Here is a 17,150-nt window from a genome sequence, read left to right as displayed (position 1 = left end):
ACAAGCTACAAGCTTTGATCTTGAAGCTTGCGGCTTGAAGCTTGCGGCTACCCCCTACATCCCTCTTCGCCCGGTCTGCGCTCAAAGTAACGTTTGTATTCGCGACTGAACTGCGACGCGCTTTGATAGCCGACCTTTAGCGCGACCTGCGCCACACCCAGGCCCTCGGCCACCAGCAGTTGCTGAGCCTTGAGCAGGCGCAGGCGCTTGAGGTACTGCACCGGCGACAACAGCGTGCTGCGCTTGAAATGTTCATGAAAGGTCGACGTGCTCATGTTCGCGCAACTGGCCAGCGTGTCGACGTTCAGCGCGTGGTCATAATGCTCATGCAGATAGGTCACGGCCGAGGCAATTCGCGCAAACTGCCCCTGCTGTTCGACCAGTGCACGCAACACCCCGGACTGCGGTCCACGCAGGGCGGTGTACAGCACCTCGCGAATCCGTGCCTGGCCCATGGCCTGACACTCCAGCGGATCATGCAGACAACGCAGCAGACGCTCGACACTGTCGCGCATGGTGTTGTCGATGCGCACCGAGGTCATGGATTCCGGTGTCTGCACCTGACTCTCGTGTCCAGTGACCGGGCCCATCGCCTGCACCAGCTCACCGAGCAATACCCGGTCGATGGCCACTGAAACACCGTAAAGCGGCTTTTCCGGATTGGCAAAGGTTTCGCACTTGAACGGCACAGAGAGCGCCTGAATCAGGTAATGCCCGGTGCCGTATTCGAACGTACGCGGCCCCAGGCACGCGACCTTGCTGCCCTGCACCACGATCATCAGGCTCGGCTCGTAGATCTGCGGGCTGCTGGCGACATAACCAAACGCCGAAAGCACGCGGACCTCCGGCAACGACGTAGCGACAAACCCCGGGCGCACCGCCAGCGGCTGGATCAGGGAAACAAGGGTGGCATTGCCATCCGGCATAACAGGTAAGGTCATGGGCACAGCCTGACAGAGAAACAGACAGCCGTATCATCGCAGATTTGCGCCTCAGCGCCGACCCTGAAATATCAGGCCGGAGGAATAGGCATGAAACACGGAGGATTCACCATAGCCGCGAAGGGCCCGTATCAGGACAATGGTCCGCCTCTCTTCCGTCACACCTTGCGAGGTCAAACATGTACACAGCTATCGGTTACGCCGCACAGTCAGCTACCGCTCCCCTCGCCCCGATGACCTTCGAACGTCGCGCTCTGCGTGCCGACGACGTTGCCATCGAAATCCTTTATTGCGGCGTCTGCCACTCCGATATTCACCAGGCACGCAACGAATGGGGCATTGCCGTCTACCCGCTGATGCCGGGCCACGAAATTGTCGGTCGCGTCACTGCCACCGGCAGCAGTGCAACCCAATACCAGGTCGGTGACATGGTCGGTGTCGGCTGCATGGTCGATTCATGCCGTGAATGCTCGGCCTGCAAGTCGGACCTCGAGCAGTACTGCCTGGAAGGCCCGACCATGACTTACGCCACGCCGGATCGCGTGGACGGCAGCAACACCATGGGCGGTTACTCGAACAGCATTGTGGTCGCCGAGCACTTCGTCGTGCGCGTCCCGGAAAAACTCGATCCGGCCGCTGCTGCGCCGATTCTCTGCGCAGGCATCACCACCTATTCGCCGCTCAAGCACTACGGCGTCAAGGCGGGCGACAAGGTCGGCATTCTGGGCATGGGCGGCCTGGGCCACATGGGCATCAAGTTCGCCAAGGCCATGGGCGCTGAAGTGACCCTGTTCACCCGCTCCGCCGCCAAGGCTCAGGAAGCACATCGTCAAGGCGCCGATCATGTGATCGTGTCCACCGATGCCGAACAGATGAAGGCTGCTGCCGGGCACTTCGACTTCCTGCTCGACACCATTCCGGTGCAGCACGACCTGAACCCCTACCTGGAAACCCTGCGTTTCGATGGCGCCCACATTCTGGTCGGCCTGATCGAGCCGATCGAGCCACCAGTACACGCAGCCAATCTGGTAATGAGCCGCCGCGTGCTGGCCGGTTCGTTGATCGGCGGTATCGCGGAAACTCAGGAAGTGCTGGATTTCTGCGCCGAGAACGACATCACCTGCGACATCGAAATGCTCGATATCCGCAACATCAACGAAGCCTACGAGCGCATGCTGGCCGGTGACGTGAAGTACCGCTTCGTGATCGACATGGCCACGCTGAAGGCCTGATCGACTGTCGATCAGCCGCCGAGATCGGCCGAGAGTTCCGCCGCGATGGTTTTGATCAGCGGAACCAGCTCGGCCATCTTCTCCAGCGGCATGTAGGGCACGGTACTGGCGACACTGATGCCGGCAACGATCTGTTTGCTGGCATCACGTACCGGCGCTGCGACACAACGGATCGACGGTTCGTTGTCCTCCAGATCGAATGCATACCCTCCTTGTACATACTCCTCCCGCCGCGCCTTCAACTGCTCCCAGGTTTGCTGCTCATGAGCAGGCCATAGCGGATTTCTGCCTGTGCTCGGCATGCTGATTTCATACAGCCGTTGCCACTCGGACTGAGCACTGTCCAGCAGCAGTGCCTTGCCGATACCGGTGCGCACCAGCGGCATCCGATGCCCGACCCGCGAACGCATTTCCGGACCATTGCGACCGGGATTCTTGTGCAGATAGAGCACGTCATCCCCTTCCCGCACCGCCAGATGCACGGTATCGCCGGTCAGCTCCGACAAGCGATCCAGATACGGCCGGGCCAGCATCGCCAGGGGCACTTCTTCACGCGCCTGAAACCCCAGCTCGATCAATTTCGGCCCAAGCAGATAGCCCACCTGAGGAACGATGCGCAGGTAACGCTCCTCGACCAGGCAACTGGCCAGACGGTGCGTGGTACTGCGCGTGGTGCCGATCAGCCGGGCGATCTCCTTGAGGTCCCGTGCGCCACCGGCAACCGCCTGCACCACCCCCAGCCCGCGCAGCAAGGTCTGGGTCCCGGTGGGTACGGATTCCTTGCCGATAGTCTTTTCAGGAGTGATCGAATCGTTATGCATGAAAAACCTTGCTCGGATCAAAAGGGTTCGGATCGAAAACGGGCGGCATTATCACCGCCAGTGTCCAGACGCGTCGACATCAGAGCTCGATACGCTCCACCTTCCCTACCAGCAGGATGTAAGACAGCGCGCCCAGCAGTGCCAGGACCGATATGTAGGTAATGGCAGGCGCAAACGAGTCTCCCGACGCCAGAAAGCCGATCACGATCGGGGTGGCGATGGCAGAGAGGTTGCCGATGAAGTTGAACGTGCCACCGGTCAGGCCCAGCAGGCGCGCTGGCGCCAGGGTCGAGACCAGCGACCAGGTGATCGACGCCAGACCGTTGCCGAAGAACGCCAGCGCCAGAAAGGTGATCACCAGCGGCGTGGAGTCGACGAAGTTGGCACCGATGATCGAGGTCGAGATCAGCAGCCCGGCAATGATCGGCAACTTGCGCGCAAAGCCTACGCTATGCCCGCGACGGATCAGCCAGTCGGAGAAGAAGCCCGAGCACAGCACACCGACAAACGCGGCGAGGAACGGCAACGACGCCAGCAGGCCCGATTTGATGAAGTCCATGCCCCGGTATTTCACCAGGTAGGTCGGGAACCAGGTCAGGAAAAACCACAGCGTGGAGTTCAGGCAGAATTGCCCCAGGTAGATGCCCCACAGCTTGCGCTTGCTCAACACAATACCCAGGTCCAGCCAGCTGAACGCCTGCTTCTGTTTTTCGACGTCCTTCTGGATGTCCACCAGCCCGCCGCCCTCCTGGATCAGTTCGATTTCCTGCTGATTGACGCCATTGAAATCACGTGGCTCGCGATACACCGTGTACCAGATCAACGCCCACAACACGCCGACTCCACCGGTAGCGACAAACACCATGTGCCAGCCGTAGTGCGCCTGCAGCCAGGCCAGTACCGGGGTCAGAAACGCCAGGCCGACGAACTGCCCGGAGGTGTAGACGCCGATGGCGGTAGCCCGCTCGCGCTCGGGAAACCAGGTGGTGACCACGCGGCTGTTGATCGGATAAGCAGGCGCTTCCAGCGCACCAACCGCCATGCGCAGTACGAACAGGGCGATGAAGCTGGCGGCGAAGCCGAGCATGATGGTCGCGATGGACCACAGCAGCAGGGCTGCGGTGTAGAGAATGCGCGGCGGCACGCGGTCCACCAGCCAGCCCCCGGGCAGTTGCATGGCGGCGTAGGTCCAGCCGAACGCGGAAAAGATCAGCCCGACATGCACCGGGTCAAGGCCCAGTTCGGAGGTCAGCGCTGGTGCGGCAATCGACAGGTTGCTGCGGTCCAGGTAGTTGATCACTACGGTGATGAACAGCAGCACCATGATAAAGAAACGTTTGCGGGACGGCGTCACCAGGGATGCCGCACCCTCCAGAGTTCGAGTGCGCATGGAATGTAGCCTCTTGTTGGATTTATTGAGGTCTGTATTTCGATATAACCGAGCTGAAGGCACGCCGATTCTCGTTCCCACGCAGAGCGCTCATCGTTATACGCAAGTGCGCTTTTGATTCTGGCCGAAGGCCGTAGGAGCGAACTTGTTCGCGAAGACAATTCTTCAAACGAAACATTTTCAGAGAACATGTCGGCCTTTTCGCGAACAAGTTCGCTCCCACGCCCTGCGGGCAGAAGCCTGAACGCCCATTTTCCAGGCTCTTCAGGACTTATGTATGGCAATGAGCGCAGAGCGCCGAAAAGATGGCTAGCGGATTTGCTGTTCTACCACTCGGCAAAACTGCCATCCGCATGACGCCAGATCGGGTTGCGCCAGCGGTGGCCGATGGCGGCGCGTTCGATGACGTACTCTTCGTTGATTTCGATGCCCAGGCCGGGGCCGTTGGGGATCTTGACCATGCCTTTGTCGTAGTCGAAGACTTCCGGGTGTTTGACGTAATCGAGCAGGTCGTTGCTTTCGTTGTAGTGGATACCCAGGCTCTGTTCCTGGATGAACGCGTTGTAGCAAACCGCATCCAGTTGCAGGCACACCGCCAGCGCGATAGGCCCCAGCGGGCAATGCAGCGCCAGCGCAACGTCGTAGGCTTCGGCCATATTGGCGATCTTGCGGGTTTCGGTAATGCCACCGGCGTGCGAGGCATCCGGCTGGATGATGTCGACGTAGCCTTCGCTCAATACGCGCTTGAAGTCCCAGCGCGAGAACAGCCGCTCGCCCAGCGCAATCGGCGTACTGGTCAGCGGCGCCAGTTCCTTCAGTGCTTCATAGTTCTCGCTGAGCACCGGCTCTTCGATGAACATCAGCTTGTACGGGTCCAGCTCTTTCATCAGCACCTTGGCCATCGGCTTGTGGACCCTGCCGTGGAAGTCCACACCGATGCCGACATTCGGCCCCACCGCATCACGCACGGCGGCCACGTTGGCCAGCGCCAGGTCGACCTTGTCGAAGGTGTCGAGAAACTGCAGCTCTTCGGTGCCATTCATCTTCACCGCCGTAAAACCGCGCTCCACCGCTTCCTTGGCGGCGCGCGCCGTGTCGGCGGGCCGATCACCGCCAATCCACGAGTAGACGCGAATTTTGTCACGCACCTGACCGCCGAGCAGGTCGCTGACCGACACACCCAGCGCCTTGCCCTTGATGTCCCACAACGCCTGATCGATGCCGGCCAGCGCACTCATGTGGATCGCGCCGCCGCGGTAGAAGCCGCCGCGATACAGCACCGTCCAGATGTCTTCGATGTTGCGCGGGTCTTTGCCGATCAGGTAATCGGACAGCTCTTCCACGGCAGCGGCGACGGTATGCGCGCGGCCTTCGACCACTGGCTCGCCCCAGCCGACAACGCCCTCGTCGGTCTCGACCTTGAGGAAGCACCAGCGCGGCGGAACGATGAACGTGGTGAGTTTGGTGATTTTCATGGGTGCGGTTTCTCTTGTTGATTCTCTTATTGGATAGCGGCTACTGCACGGCGGCATCTGCTGCGCCGGTCAGTCTGCAAGCGCTGCGCTGTGCTGCTTCCAGGCCGCCACATAGGCCTGGGCACGCTCGGTGACGTCTGCGACGCTCATGCCAGGTTTGAACAGCCCGGAGCCCAGACCAAACCCCTTCACACCGGCGTCGAGAAATACCTTCATGTTGTCCGGCGAGATACCACCGACCGGCAGCAGAATCGTGCCCTTGGGCAAGACCGCCAGCCACGCCTTGACCACCGCCGGCGACATCTGCTCGGCAGGAAACAGCTTGAGCACATCGGCGCCTTCGGCCAGTGCCGCAAAGGCTTCGGTCGGCGTCGCGACGCCTGGCGACAGGAATAGCCCGGCCGCCTTGGCCGCACGCAGCACCTTGGCGTCGCTGTGCGGCATGACGATCACTTGCCCGCCGGCGTCCTTGACCTGAGTCACCTGCTCAGGGGTGAGCACAGTGCCAGCACCGATCAGGCAATCGGCAGGCAACTGCTGTCGCAACAGGCGGATGCTGTCGAACGGTTGCGGAGAGTTGAGCGGCACTTCGATGACCCGAAAACCCGCTTCGTACAGCGCATCGCCCATGGCAGGCGCTTCTTCGGGACGCAAGCCGCGCAGAATCGCGACCAGACCATTTTCTTTCAATGCTTGCTTGAGCATGTCAAACCTCTCGAATGTGTTGGGACGAGCGGCGCGCGATCAGGCCAGCCTGCACGGCGACCTGCCAGAGGCCGCGCTCGGTCGCCTGCTCGGCCAATGTCACCCCGGGAAAGCCACAAACGGCCAGCCCGCGTGCATAGCGCGTGCACAGCGAATCGCTGCCGATGAGGATCACCGCAGGCAATTGTTCGTGGTTGTGCAGATGCAGCCTGGCGATGGCGCCCAGTTCATGGCCAATCAACAGGCCGGAAAGATAGTCAGGTTGCGCGCTGGCACTCAATTGCCCGGTCAGGCCGAGCGTTCGCGTGCTGAAAATAGTCGACAGTGGCCCGGCGGAGCCCGCGTCGGACAGGGCAATCGACAAGCCGCGGTCAAAGGCCTGCTCATCGAACGCCTCGGCAGGCTGCATGGTGCGCCCGAGAATGGTGTGGGCGCAGAGCGCGGCGTAAACCTCACCGGTCATGAAGGTATCGAAGTGAACGATGCGACCGCGCTCTACCTGCACCCATTTGGAGTGGCTGCCCGGCAGACCGATCAGCAGCGGCTGGCTGCCCTGCCCGTCTTCGAGCCCTGCCAGCACACCCAGCACCTGGGTTTCTTCGCCACGCATGACGTTGGGCAGGGTCGAGCGCTGCAGGACGCCGGGGATGATGTGCACCGTCACGCCGCGCACGCTGCGTACCGTCTGCAACGCTGCGCTCAGCTCGTTGACGCTGGCCGGCGTTTCCCGATAAGCCGCCTCGCGCCAGCCCTGCGCGCTGCCGACCATGCCGCAGGCAATCACCTGCAGATCCGGCTGGGCATCGAGCCAGTCGCCGCACGCCTGGTCGAAGGCCAGTTCGAAACCGTCACTGCAGAACTGCCCCGCGATCAGCCGCGGCGTGGTTGGCAACTGCATGATGCCCGCGCTCAACGCGCGCTGTTCCAGTACCTGGCCATGTTCGCCAAGTCGATAAGCACGAAGTGAGGTTGTCCCCCAATCGAGCGCGATCAATTGCGCCTGCATTGCGTCACCTGTTGTTTTTTTGGAAGTGAGTGCAGGACGACTATAAACCCGTTGTTACACTTATCTCAATATGTAAATTTCAATCCCATATATAGGGACAAAGGGCGATCAACCAAAAGTATCAGCCATTAAAAAACCCGCTTCCCTTTCAGGAAGCGGGTTGGCTGTGAAACCGAAGCCTCAACGCTCCAGCAGGATTCTCAGCATGCGACGCAGCGGCTCCGCAGCGCCCCACAACAGCTGGTCACCCACGGTGAAAGCGCCCAGGTACTGCGAACCCATGTTGAGTTTGCGCAGACGCCCTACCGGAATGCTCATGGTGCCGGTCACGGCGGTCGGGCTCAGCTCGTGCATGCTGGCTTCGCGGTTGTTCGGCACCAGCTTGACCCACGGGTTGTGCTGGCTGATCAAACCTTCGATGTCCGCAATCGGCACATCCTTGTTCAGCTTGATGGTCAGCGCCTGGCTATGGCAACGCATGGCGCCGATGCGCACGCAGATGCCGTCCACCGGGATCGGGCTCTTGAAGCGACCGAGGATCTTGTTGGTCTCGGCCTGGCCTTTCCACTCTTCGCGGCTCTGGCCGTTTGGCAGGGCCTTGTCGATCCACGGGATCAGGCTGCCCGCCAGCGGTACGCCGAAGTTCTCGGTAGGGAACGACTCGCTGCGCATGGCTTCAGCCACCTTGCGGTCGATGTCCAGAATGGCGCTGGCCGGGTTGGCCAGATCATCGGCCACCGAAGCATGCACCGCGCCCATCTGCCTGATCAGCTCACGCATGTTCTGCGCGCCGGCGCCGGAGGCCGCCTGATAGGTCATGACGTTCATCCACTCGACCAGACCGGCATCGAACAGGCCGCCCAGCCCCATCAGCATCAGGCTGACGGTGCAGTTGCCACCGATATAGTTCTTGGTGCCCGCGTCCAGTTGCTGGTCGATGACCTTGCGGTTCACCGGGTCAAGCACGATGACCGCATCATCCTGCATGCGCAGGCTGGACGCCGCATCGATCCAGTAACCCTGCCAGCCCGCTTCGCGCAGCTTGGGGAACACCTCATTGGTGTAGTCGCCACCCTGGCAGGTCAGCACCACGTCCAGGGTTTTCAGCTCGTCGATGCTGTAGGCATCTTTCAGGGGCGCAACATCCTTGCCCACCGAAGGCGCCTGGCCACCGACATTGGAAGTAGTGAAGAACACCGGCTCAATGAGATCGAAGTCCTGCTCTTCCCGCATCCGCTGCATGAGCACGGAACCGACCATGCCACGCCAACCGATCAGACCTACACGTTTCATCGCAACTACACCTTGAATAAAAGTGGGACCGCCGCTCTGCGCGTACACAGCAGGCGGCGGGCCAGAGAGATTACAGATTCCGCAGCGCGGCGACTACCGCATCGCCCATTTCCTGCGTACCGACTTTGACTTTGCCTTCCGACCAGATGTCGCCGGTGCGGATACCCTGATCCAGAACCAGGCTGACAGCCTTTTCGATGGCATCGGCCGCATCGGTCAGATTGAAGCTGTAACGCAGCATCATCGACACCGAGAGAATGGTCGCCAACGGGTTGGCGATGCCTTTGCCGGCGATGTCCGGCGCCGAACCGTGACATGGCTCGTACATGCCCTTGTTGGCCGTGTCCAGCGAGGCCGACGGCAGCATGCCGATGGAGCCGGTGAGCATCGATGCCTGATCGGAGAGGATGTCGCCGAACAGGTTGTCGGTCACGATCACATCGAACTGCTTGGGTGCACGCACCAGTTGCATGGCAGCGTTGTCGACGTACATGTGGCTCAGTTCGACTTCAGGGTAATCCCTGGCGACCTGCTCGACGATTTCGCGCCACAGCTGGCTGGACGCCAGCACGTTGGCCTTGTCCACCGAGCAGAGCTTCTTGCCACGCACCATGGCCATGTCGAAACCGACCTTGGCAATGCGGCGGATCTCGCTTTCGCTGTAAGGCAGCGTGTCGTAAGCCTGACGCTCGCCATTATCCAGCACCCGCGTGCCGCGTGGCGCGCCGAAATAGATGCCACCGGTCAGCTCGCGAACGATCATGATATCCAGGCCGGCGACGATTTCCGGCTTCAGGCTCGACGCGTCGGCCAGTTGCGGATAAAGGATCGCCGGACGCAGGTTGCCGAACAGGCCCAGTTGCGAACGGATTTTCAGCAGACCGCGCTCAGGACGGATGTCACGCTCGATGGTGTCCCATTTCGGTCCGCCGACTGCGCCGAGCAGCACGGCGTCGGCCGCACGGGCACGCTCCAGGGTTTCATCGGCCAGCGGCACGCCGTGCTTGTCGATGGCCGCGCCGCCGATCACGTCGTGGGTCAATTCAAAGCCCAGTTGATACTTTTCGTTGGCCAGCTCCAGCACCTTGACCGCTTCGGTAATGATTTCCGGACCAATACCGTCACCTGGGAGAATCAGAATCTGCTTGCTCATAACATCCTCGATTTTGTGCATCGGCGTCTTTGACAACGCCTGCTTGAAACGCTCAATACCACAGAAAATTTAGCGTCCGGCCAAAACACTTTTGCCAGCAAGGCGCAATTACACCTTACTGGCAAACATGCATCCGCTGTCGATCGATCAATCGATCAGTCGCGGAACAACCACGGCTGGCTGGCGCGGTGCCTGCTCTCGAAACCGGCGATGGCCTCGGCGTCCATCAGCGTCAGGCCGATGTCGTCCAGACCATTGAGCAGGCAATGCTTGCGGAACGCATCGATTTCAAAGCTCAGGACCTTGCCATCCGGACGGGTCACGGTCTGCGCCTGCAGATCGATACTCAACTGATAACCGGGCGAGGCTTCCACCTGCTTGAATAGTTGATCAACGTCTTCCTCGGACAGGATGATCGGCAACAAGCCGTTCTTGAAGCTGTTATTGAAGAAGATGTCCGCGTAGCTCGGCGCAATGATTGCGCAGAAACCGTACTCTTCCAGTGCCCAAGGCGCGTGTTCGCGGCTGGAACCGCAACCGAAGTTCTCCCGGGCCAACAGCACGCTGGCACCCTGATACCGCTCATGATTGAGCACGAAGTCAGGGTTCAGCGGGCGCTTGGAGTTGTCCTGATACGGCTGGCCGACATCCAGATAACGCCATTCATCGAACAGGTTCGGGCCAAAACCCGTGCGCTTGATCGACTTGAGAAACTGCTTGGGAATGATCTGGTCGGTGTCGACATTGGCACGATCCAGAGGAGCGACCAGGCCATGGTGCTGGGTAAAGGCTTTCATACGGGACTCCTCAGTGCTGGATCAGGTCGCGAACATCGATGAAACGGCCATTCACTGCAGCGGCAGCGGCCATCGCCGGACTCACCAGATGCGTCCGGCCACCGGCGCCCTGACGACCTTCGAAGTTACGGTTGGAGGTCGACGCGCAATGCTCGCCGGAACCCAGGCGGTCCGGGTTCATCGCCAGGCACATGGAGCAGCCCGGTTCACGCCATTCGAAGCCGGCTTCGATGAACACCTTGTCCAGCCCTTCCTTCTCGGCCTGCGCCTTGATCAGCCCCGAACCCGGCACCACGATGGCCTGCTTGATGGTTGAAGCCACCTTGCGGCCCTTGGCGACATCCGCAGCAGCACGCAAATCTTCGATGCGCGAGTTGGTGCAGGAACCGATGAATACCCGGTCCAGCTGGATATCGGTAATCGGCTGATTGGCTTTCAGGCCCATGTACTTGAGCGCACGTTCGATGGAGCCGCGCTTGACCAGATCCGGCTCTTGCGCAGGGTCCGGCACGTTCTGATCGACCGCGAGGACCATTTCCGGCGAGGTGCCCCAGCTGACCTGCGGCTTGATCTGTGCGGCGTCCAGCCTGACCACGGTATCGAACACAGCGTCCGGGTCGGACACCAGGTCCTTCCAGGCTTCGACAGCGAGGTCCCACTCCGCGCCCTTGGGTGCGAACGGACGGCCTTTGACGTACTCGACGGTCTTCTCGTCGGTGGCCACCATGCCGACCCGGGCACCCGCTTCGATGGACATGTTGCAGATGGTCATGCGCCCTTCGATCGACAGGTCGCGAATCGCGCTGCCGGCGAACTCGATGGCGTAACCGTTACCGCCTGCGGTGCCGATCTTGCCAATCACTGCCAGCACGATGTCCTTGGCCGTCACGCCGAACGGCAATTGCCCTTCGACCGAGACCAGCATGTTCTTCATTTTCTTGGCGACCAGGCACTGGGTGGCGAGCACGTGCTCGACCTCGGAAGTGCCGATACCGTGGGCCAGCGCACCGAATGCACCGTGGGTAGAGGTGTGCGAGTCGCCGCAGACCACGCTCATGCCTGGCAGGGTTGCGCCCTGCTCCGGGCCGATCACATGGACGATGCCCTGGCGCGGGTCATTCATCTTGAATTCGGTGATGCCGTACTCGTCGCAGTTGTCGTCGAGGGTCTGCACCTGCAAGCGCGACACCTGATCCTCGATGGCACCGATGCCACCCTTGCGTTCGGCCGTGGTCGGCACGTTATGGTCAGGCGTGGCGATGATCGAGTCGATCCGCCACGGCTTGCGCTTCGCCAGCCGCAGACCTTCGAACGCCTGCGGCGAGGTCACTTCATGGATGATATGACGGTCAATGTAGATCAGCGCCGAACCGTCGTCGCGCTGTTTGACCAAATGCGAATCCCAGAGCTTGTCGTAGAGCGTTTTCCCGGCCATCGGACGTACTTCCTCATCAGCTTGTTTCTATGCCTTGGGCAATCGTGGCGATGACCCTTTGGCTTGTGCGGTCATCCTATGGAATATGCTTAAATAACTCAAATTCATAATTTTCATACTTTGGATAACCAACTGGAATCTGACCATGGACCTGGCCAACCTCAATGCCTTCATCGCCATTGCCGAGACCGGCAGTTTCTCCGGGGCAGGCGAACGCCTTTACCTGACCCAACCGGCCATCAGCAAGCGCATCGCCGGTCTGGAGCAGCAACTCAACGTGCGCCTGTTCGATCGCCTGGGCCGCGAAGTCAGTCTGACCGAGGCCGGACGCGCCCTGCTGCCACGCGCCTACCAGATTCTCAACGTGCTGGATGACACCCGCCGGGCACTGACCAACCTGACCGGGGAAGTCACCGGGCGGCTGACTCTGGCGACCAGCCATCACATCGGCCTGCACCGTTTGCCGCCGATATTACGGGCCTTTACCCGCACTTACCCGAAGGTTGCACTGGACATTCAGTTCCTGGATTCGGAAATCGCTTATGAAGAAATTCTTCACGGGCGCGCCGAGTTGGCAGTCATTACACTGGCGCCCGAGCCGCATGCACTGATCCGCGCCGTGCCCGTATGGGACGATCCGCTGGATTTCGTCGCTGCACCCGAGCACCCGCTGGCCAACAGCGGCCCGATGAAGCTGGAGGATATTGTGCGCTATCCGGCGGTATTTCCCGGCGGTAACACGTTTACCCATCACATTGTCAGCGGCTTGTGCGAGGCCCAGGGCCTCAAGCCCAACATCGCCATGAGCACCAACTATATGGAGACCATCAAAATGATGGTTTCCATAGGCCTGGCCTGGAGCGTTCTGCCGCGCACCATGCTCGACGAGCAGGTGGCGCGCATTCCGCTGCCGGGCGTACAGCTCAATCGCCAGCTAGGCTACATCCTGCACACCGAACGCACGCTATCGAATGCGGCACGGGCATTCATGAAACTGCTCGATGCGCAGACACAGTGAATAGAGGCTGCAGGCCGCAGACAGATCGCTCTGGCGGCTCCATCGATCAAAGGCTCGGATAACATGCCCAACCCACCGGATAACGCCGCGCCGAAAACCACCGTACAGACGGCCTCTGCCAGGCTGTCGCTGAAAGACGCAGAGCGGGCCCTGCAGGAAACCCGTGATCGCCTGGAGCTGGCACTGGACCTGGCGCAAATGGGCACCTGGGATCTGGATATCGTCCGCAACCGGCTGCAGGCTTCGGCACGCGCGGCGCTGTTGCACGGCATGCCGGCACTGCCCGTCGACCAGTCTGGCGGGCAGTTCTTCGGCAGCCTGCCCGCCGAAGAACGCCGTCGCATGCGTGCAATCTACGCTGCGGCACTCGAAACCGGGCAGGACTGCCTGCAAGTCACCTACCGGTTTCAATTGAAGAACGGCACGTCACGCCTGCTTGAAGGCCGCGCGCGGATTTATCGGGATGAACAGGGCCAGCCCGTCAGGCTGTCCGGCACCCTGATGGACATTACCCAACAGTGTGCTCAGATAGCCCTGGAGGCCAGCGAGGAAAAATTTGCCAAGGCGTTTCATTCAAGCCCCGACTCGATCACCATCACTGAAATCGACTCGGGCCGCTACGTCGAGGTCAACGATGGCTTCAGCCGCCTGACCGGTTTCAGCGCCCAGGAAGTGCTTGGCCGTACAGCGCATGAAGTCGGCATCTGGACCGACACCTTGCAGCGCGAACACATGCTTGAAGAACTGCGCCAGAAAGGCCGCGTGCATCACCGCGAAATGGACGGTCGGGACAAGCATGGCGCGCCGCTGGTGCTGGATATATCGGTCGAGTTCATCACCCTGAACAACACCGCTTGCCTGCTGATGAACGCCCGCGACATCGGCGCGCTTAAAAATGCCCAGGCGCAGATTCAGCACCTGGCTTATCACGACCCGCTGACCGGGCTGCCCAATCGCGCACTGCTGCTCGACCGCCTGAGCCAGCAGGTGTCGCTGCTTCAGCACCAGAACCTGCGCGGCGCCCTGCTGTTTCTCGATCTGGACCATTTCAAGCACATCAATGACTCGCTCGGCCATCCGGTGGGCGACAGCGTTCTGAGCATCATCGCCGCGCGCTTGGAAGCCAGCGTGCGCCAGGAAGACACCGTGGCGCGCTTGGGCGGCGACGAATTCGTGGTATTGATCTGCGGCCTGGAAGGCTCGCAGGACGAGGTCACCCGACAAGTGCGGGAGCTGGCCGACAACCTGCGCAACCTGCTGGCCGAGCCGATGTTTCTCGACGGCCATCGCCTGCAGGTCACCCCGAGCATCGGCGTGGTGCTGATTCCGGATGATGGCCTGACCCCGGCCGATCTGCTCAAGCGCGCCGATATCGCTCTATATCGGGCCAAGGATTGCGGGCGTAACGCTTCACAGTTTTTCCATGTGTCCATGCAACAGGCCGTCAGCCAGCGTCTGCGCCTGGAAAATGACTTGCGCCTGGCCCTGACCCGCAACGAATTTCACCTGCACTTCCAGGCCCAGGTCGACTGTCGCAACGAATACATCACCGGCGCCGAGGCCCTGCTGCGCTGGCAACACCCGGAATACGGCTTGCTGGCGCCCGATCAGTTCGTGCAGATACTTGAAGAAAGCGGGATGATTCTGGAGGTCGGCAGCCATATTCTGAATGAAGCCTGCAAAACCGGCGGCCTGCTGTTAAGACAAGGGCTGATCCCGGAAAACAAATTCCTGATGGGTGTCAATATCAGCCCGCGGCAGTTTCTCCAGCACGATTTCATCGAGCGCGTGGAGCGCAGCCTGACGCTGCACCAGTTGCCGGCGTCCATGCTCAAGCTGGAAATCACCGAAGGTATCGTCATCCAGAATCTGGACGACACCATTCTCAAGATGCTCAGCCTCAAGGCGCTGGGCGTCAGCTTTGCGATGGATGATTTCGGCACCGGCTATTCGTCCCTGACCTATCTCAAGCGCTTGCCGGTGGATACGCTGAAGATCGACCAGTCCTTCGTCCAGGACGCCACCAACGACCCCAATGACGCAGAAATCATCCGCGCCATCGTCGCCATGGCGCAGAGCCTCAACCTGAACGTGATCGCGGAAGGCGTGGAAACCTCCGAGCAACTGGCGTTTCTTGAAAGAGTCGGCTGCTACACCTATCAGGGCTATCTGTTCAGCGAACCACTGCCAGGCCCGCAGTTCGAGTCCTTGCTGGAGCTCAAACGGCCTGCGCAGCAAACCGCACATCAGGACTGAAAAAAAGGAAGGCGCCCTGAGGCGCCTTCCCTGTTACGTGCCGCTGACTCAACATCACCTGACGGATCAGTTTTCCAGCGCTTTCTGGCTATTGAGCGGAATGCGTTTCGGTTTCGCTTCTTCCGGCACGTTGCGCACCAGGTCAATATTCAGCAGGCCGTGAGACAGATCGGCCCCTTTGACCTCGATATTGTCCGCCAGCCTGAACGACAGCTTGAATTCACGCCGGGCAATACCCTGATGCAGATACGTCACGTTTTCGGCTTCTTGCTCGCGCTTGTTGCCGATCACGGTCAGCACACCTTTTTCAACCTGCAACTCGAGATCCTGCTCTTGCATGCCTGCTGCAGCGATCACGATTCGATAATGGTCATCGGTGTGCCGCTCGACGTTGTAGGGCGGATAGCCGCTGGTTGTCTCATTTCGCGCCGCCGACTCGAAGAGGTCGTTGAAGCGGTCGAATCCCACTGAGTTGCGAAACAGTGGAGCCAGAGAAAATGCAGTAGCCATAACAATTCTCCTGTTTATCAGCGAGTGGTTTAAGCGACCCGTTTTCGGCATCGCCTGATCACCAAAATAGGGACAGCCTTTCGCTTTTCAAGAGACTTTTTTCAGGATTTTTTTGACCGTTCGTCGGGATCAGCTTTTGGGTAAGCAACCGGGCGCGCAGCCCAGCAATACGCTGATGCGATCGCAGTCGGTCTCGCGGCGCAACGTATTGAACATCAGGATCGCCTCGGGGTAGCTTTTGGTCAGCAGCACCAGCCACTGCTTGAGCCGACCCGGTGCCTGAATCAGCGTCATCTTCACCAGACAGTCCTGCCAGAAGACCCGCAGCATCGGCTGCAACGCGTCCCAGGTCATTGGCACGACCTCTTCGCCCTTCTGCGCCGCAGCAATCTGCCGGGCCAGATCGGGGCGCGCCACCAGCCCGCGACCGATCATGATGTCCCGCGCGCCGCAGATTTCGCGGCATCGCCGCCAATCCTCAACGGTCCAGATTTCCCCGTTGGCAACTACCGGGACCTTGACCACTTCCTGAATGCGCGCGATCCACTCCCAGTGCGCCGGCGGCTTGTAGCCGTCGACCTTGGTGCGCGCATGCACGACGATTTGCTCGGCCCCGCCGTCAGCCAACGCTCTGGCGCAATCCAGCGCCAGGTCGGTGTTTTCGTAGCCCAAACGCATCTTGGCGGTGACCGGTATGTCTTTGGGCACAGCACGGCGCACCTGGCTGACAATGGTGTGCAGCAGTTCCGGCTCCTTGAGCAGAACTGCGCCACCACGGGAACGGTTGACGGTCTTGGCCGGGCAACCGAAGTTGAGGTCCAGTACGGGCGCGCCCAGCTCGCAGGCGAACGCGGCATTCTCGGCCAGACACACCGGATCGGAGCCCAACAGCTGGAGCCGTAAAGGCGTACCGGCGTCAGTCTTCGCGCCGTTATGAAACTCCGAAGCGTACTTGTAGAAGTAGTGCGCCGGCATCAAACGCTCGGACACCCGGATGAATTCGGTCACGCACCAGTCGATGCCGCCGACTTTCGTCAGCACATTACGCAGGATGTCGTCGACCAACCCCTCCATGGGCGCCAGAGCAATTTGCATGGGTCACACTCGAAAAAAAGTCC

The 17,150-nt window shown here is 60.6% G+C and carries 15 protein-coding genes; 3 read left to right on the top strand and 12 right to left on the bottom strand.

Going from position 1 to position 17,150, the window contains the following annotated elements:
* Positions 1-47: 47 nt before the first annotated feature.
* Entirely contained in the window at positions 48-941 is an 894-nt protein-coding gene (locus tag KBY08_RS17995) for an AraC family transcriptional regulator (protein WP_058398551.1), read from the bottom strand.
* A 179-nt stretch (positions 942-1,120) separates the two neighbouring features.
* On the opposite strand from KBY08_RS17995, the gene KBY08_RS17990 reads away from it, so the two are divergent.
* Positions 1,121-2,173: an NAD(P)-dependent alcohol dehydrogenase gene (locus KBY08_RS17990; RefSeq protein ID WP_003406175.1), complete on the top strand. Its 1,053-nt coding sequence runs from the start codon at positions 1,121-1,123 to the stop codon at positions 2,171-2,173.
* Between the two features lie 11 nt (positions 2,174-2,184).
* On the opposite strand, the gene KBY08_RS17985 is transcribed toward KBY08_RS17990, so the two are convergent.
* The 9 genes from KBY08_RS17985 to leuC all read right to left on the bottom strand — a co-directional run bounded on the left by KBY08_RS17985 (position 2,185) and on the right by leuC (position 12,248).
* Positions 2,185-2,994, bottom strand: coding sequence for an IclR family transcriptional regulator (locus KBY08_RS17985; protein ID WP_011267369.1), 810 nt, complete (start codon positions 2,992-2,994; stop codon positions 2,185-2,187).
* Positions 2,995-3,073: 79 nt separating this feature from the next.
* Positions 3,074-4,384 carry an MFS transporter gene (locus KBY08_RS17980; protein ID WP_057457295.1) on the bottom strand — a complete coding sequence of 437 codons (1,311 nt, stop codon included), beginning with the start codon at positions 4,382-4,384 and terminating at the stop codon, positions 3,074-3,076.
* Positions 4,385-4,710: 326 nt separating this feature from the next.
* Positions 4,711-5,916 (bottom strand): galactonate dehydratase, encoded by a 1,206-nt coding sequence (gene dgoD, locus KBY08_RS17975; protein WP_263870095.1) that lies wholly within the window; start codon positions 5,914-5,916, stop codon positions 4,711-4,713.
* Between the two features lie 12 nt (positions 5,917-5,928).
* Positions 5,929-6,564, bottom strand: coding sequence for a 2-dehydro-3-deoxy-6-phosphogalactonate aldolase (locus KBY08_RS17970; RefSeq protein WP_011267366.1), 636 nt, complete (start codon positions 6,562-6,564; stop codon positions 5,929-5,931).
* 1 nt (position 6,565) lies between these two features.
* The gene (locus KBY08_RS17965; RefSeq protein WP_011267365.1) at positions 6,566-7,570 is read right to left on the bottom strand and encodes a 2-dehydro-3-deoxygalactonokinase; all 1,005 of its coding nucleotides are present in this window, start codon (positions 7,568-7,570) and stop codon (positions 6,566-6,568) included.
* Between the two features lie 180 nt (positions 7,571-7,750).
* Entirely contained in the window at positions 7,751-8,863 is a 1,113-nt protein-coding gene (asd, locus tag KBY08_RS17960; RefSeq protein WP_002552957.1) for an aspartate-semialdehyde dehydrogenase, read from the bottom strand.
* Positions 8,864-8,933: 70 nt separating this feature from the next.
* Positions 8,934-10,016: a 3-isopropylmalate dehydrogenase gene (gene leuB / locus KBY08_RS17955; protein ID WP_111522690.1), complete on the bottom strand. Its 1,083-nt coding sequence runs from the start codon at positions 10,014-10,016 to the stop codon at positions 8,934-8,936.
* Positions 10,017-10,171: 155 nt separating this feature from the next.
* A complete protein-coding gene (leuD, locus tag KBY08_RS17950; protein ID WP_011267363.1) occupies positions 10,172-10,813 on the bottom strand; it encodes a 3-isopropylmalate dehydratase small subunit in 642 nt (213 codons plus the stop codon).
* A gap of 10 nt (positions 10,814-10,823) precedes the next feature.
* Positions 10,824-12,248: a 3-isopropylmalate dehydratase large subunit gene (gene leuC / locus KBY08_RS17945; protein WP_003406190.1), complete on the bottom strand. Its 1,425-nt coding sequence runs from the start codon at positions 12,246-12,248 to the stop codon at positions 10,824-10,826.
* Positions 12,249-12,393: 145 nt separating this feature from the next.
* On the opposite strand from leuC, the gene KBY08_RS17940 reads away from it, so the two are divergent.
* Together KBY08_RS17940 and KBY08_RS17935 are read left to right on the top strand one after the other, a co-directional pair.
* Positions 12,394-13,266, top strand: coding sequence for a LysR family transcriptional regulator (locus KBY08_RS17940; RefSeq protein WP_003345646.1), 873 nt, complete (start codon positions 12,394-12,396; stop codon positions 13,264-13,266).
* A 63-nt stretch (positions 13,267-13,329) separates the two neighbouring features.
* Positions 13,330-15,522 carry a putative bifunctional diguanylate cyclase/phosphodiesterase gene (locus KBY08_RS17935; protein ID WP_111522677.1) on the top strand — a complete coding sequence of 731 codons (2,193 nt, stop codon included), beginning with the start codon at positions 13,330-13,332 and terminating at the stop codon, positions 15,520-15,522.
* Between the two features lie 66 nt (positions 15,523-15,588).
* Here KBY08_RS17935 and KBY08_RS17930 read toward each other — a convergent pair whose 3' ends face one another.
* On the bottom strand, positions 15,589-16,032 hold the full coding sequence (locus tag KBY08_RS17930; RefSeq protein ID WP_003316521.1) for an Hsp20 family protein: 444 nt from the start codon (positions 16,030-16,032) through the stop codon (positions 15,589-15,591).
* Between the two features lie 129 nt (positions 16,033-16,161).
* Positions 16,162-17,127: a tRNA dihydrouridine synthase gene (locus KBY08_RS17925; protein WP_024660961.1), complete on the bottom strand. Its 966-nt coding sequence runs from the start codon at positions 17,125-17,127 to the stop codon at positions 16,162-16,164.
* Between the last annotated feature and the right edge of the window lie 23 nt (positions 17,128-17,150).

Origin of the sequence: Pseudomonas sp. P135 (assembly GCF_020312125.1) — a bacterium.
Lineage (GTDB): Bacteria > Pseudomonadota > Gammaproteobacteria > Pseudomonadales > Pseudomonadaceae > Aquipseudomonas > Aquipseudomonas fragariae.
This window is presented reverse-complemented; position numbering and strand designations above follow the sequence as displayed.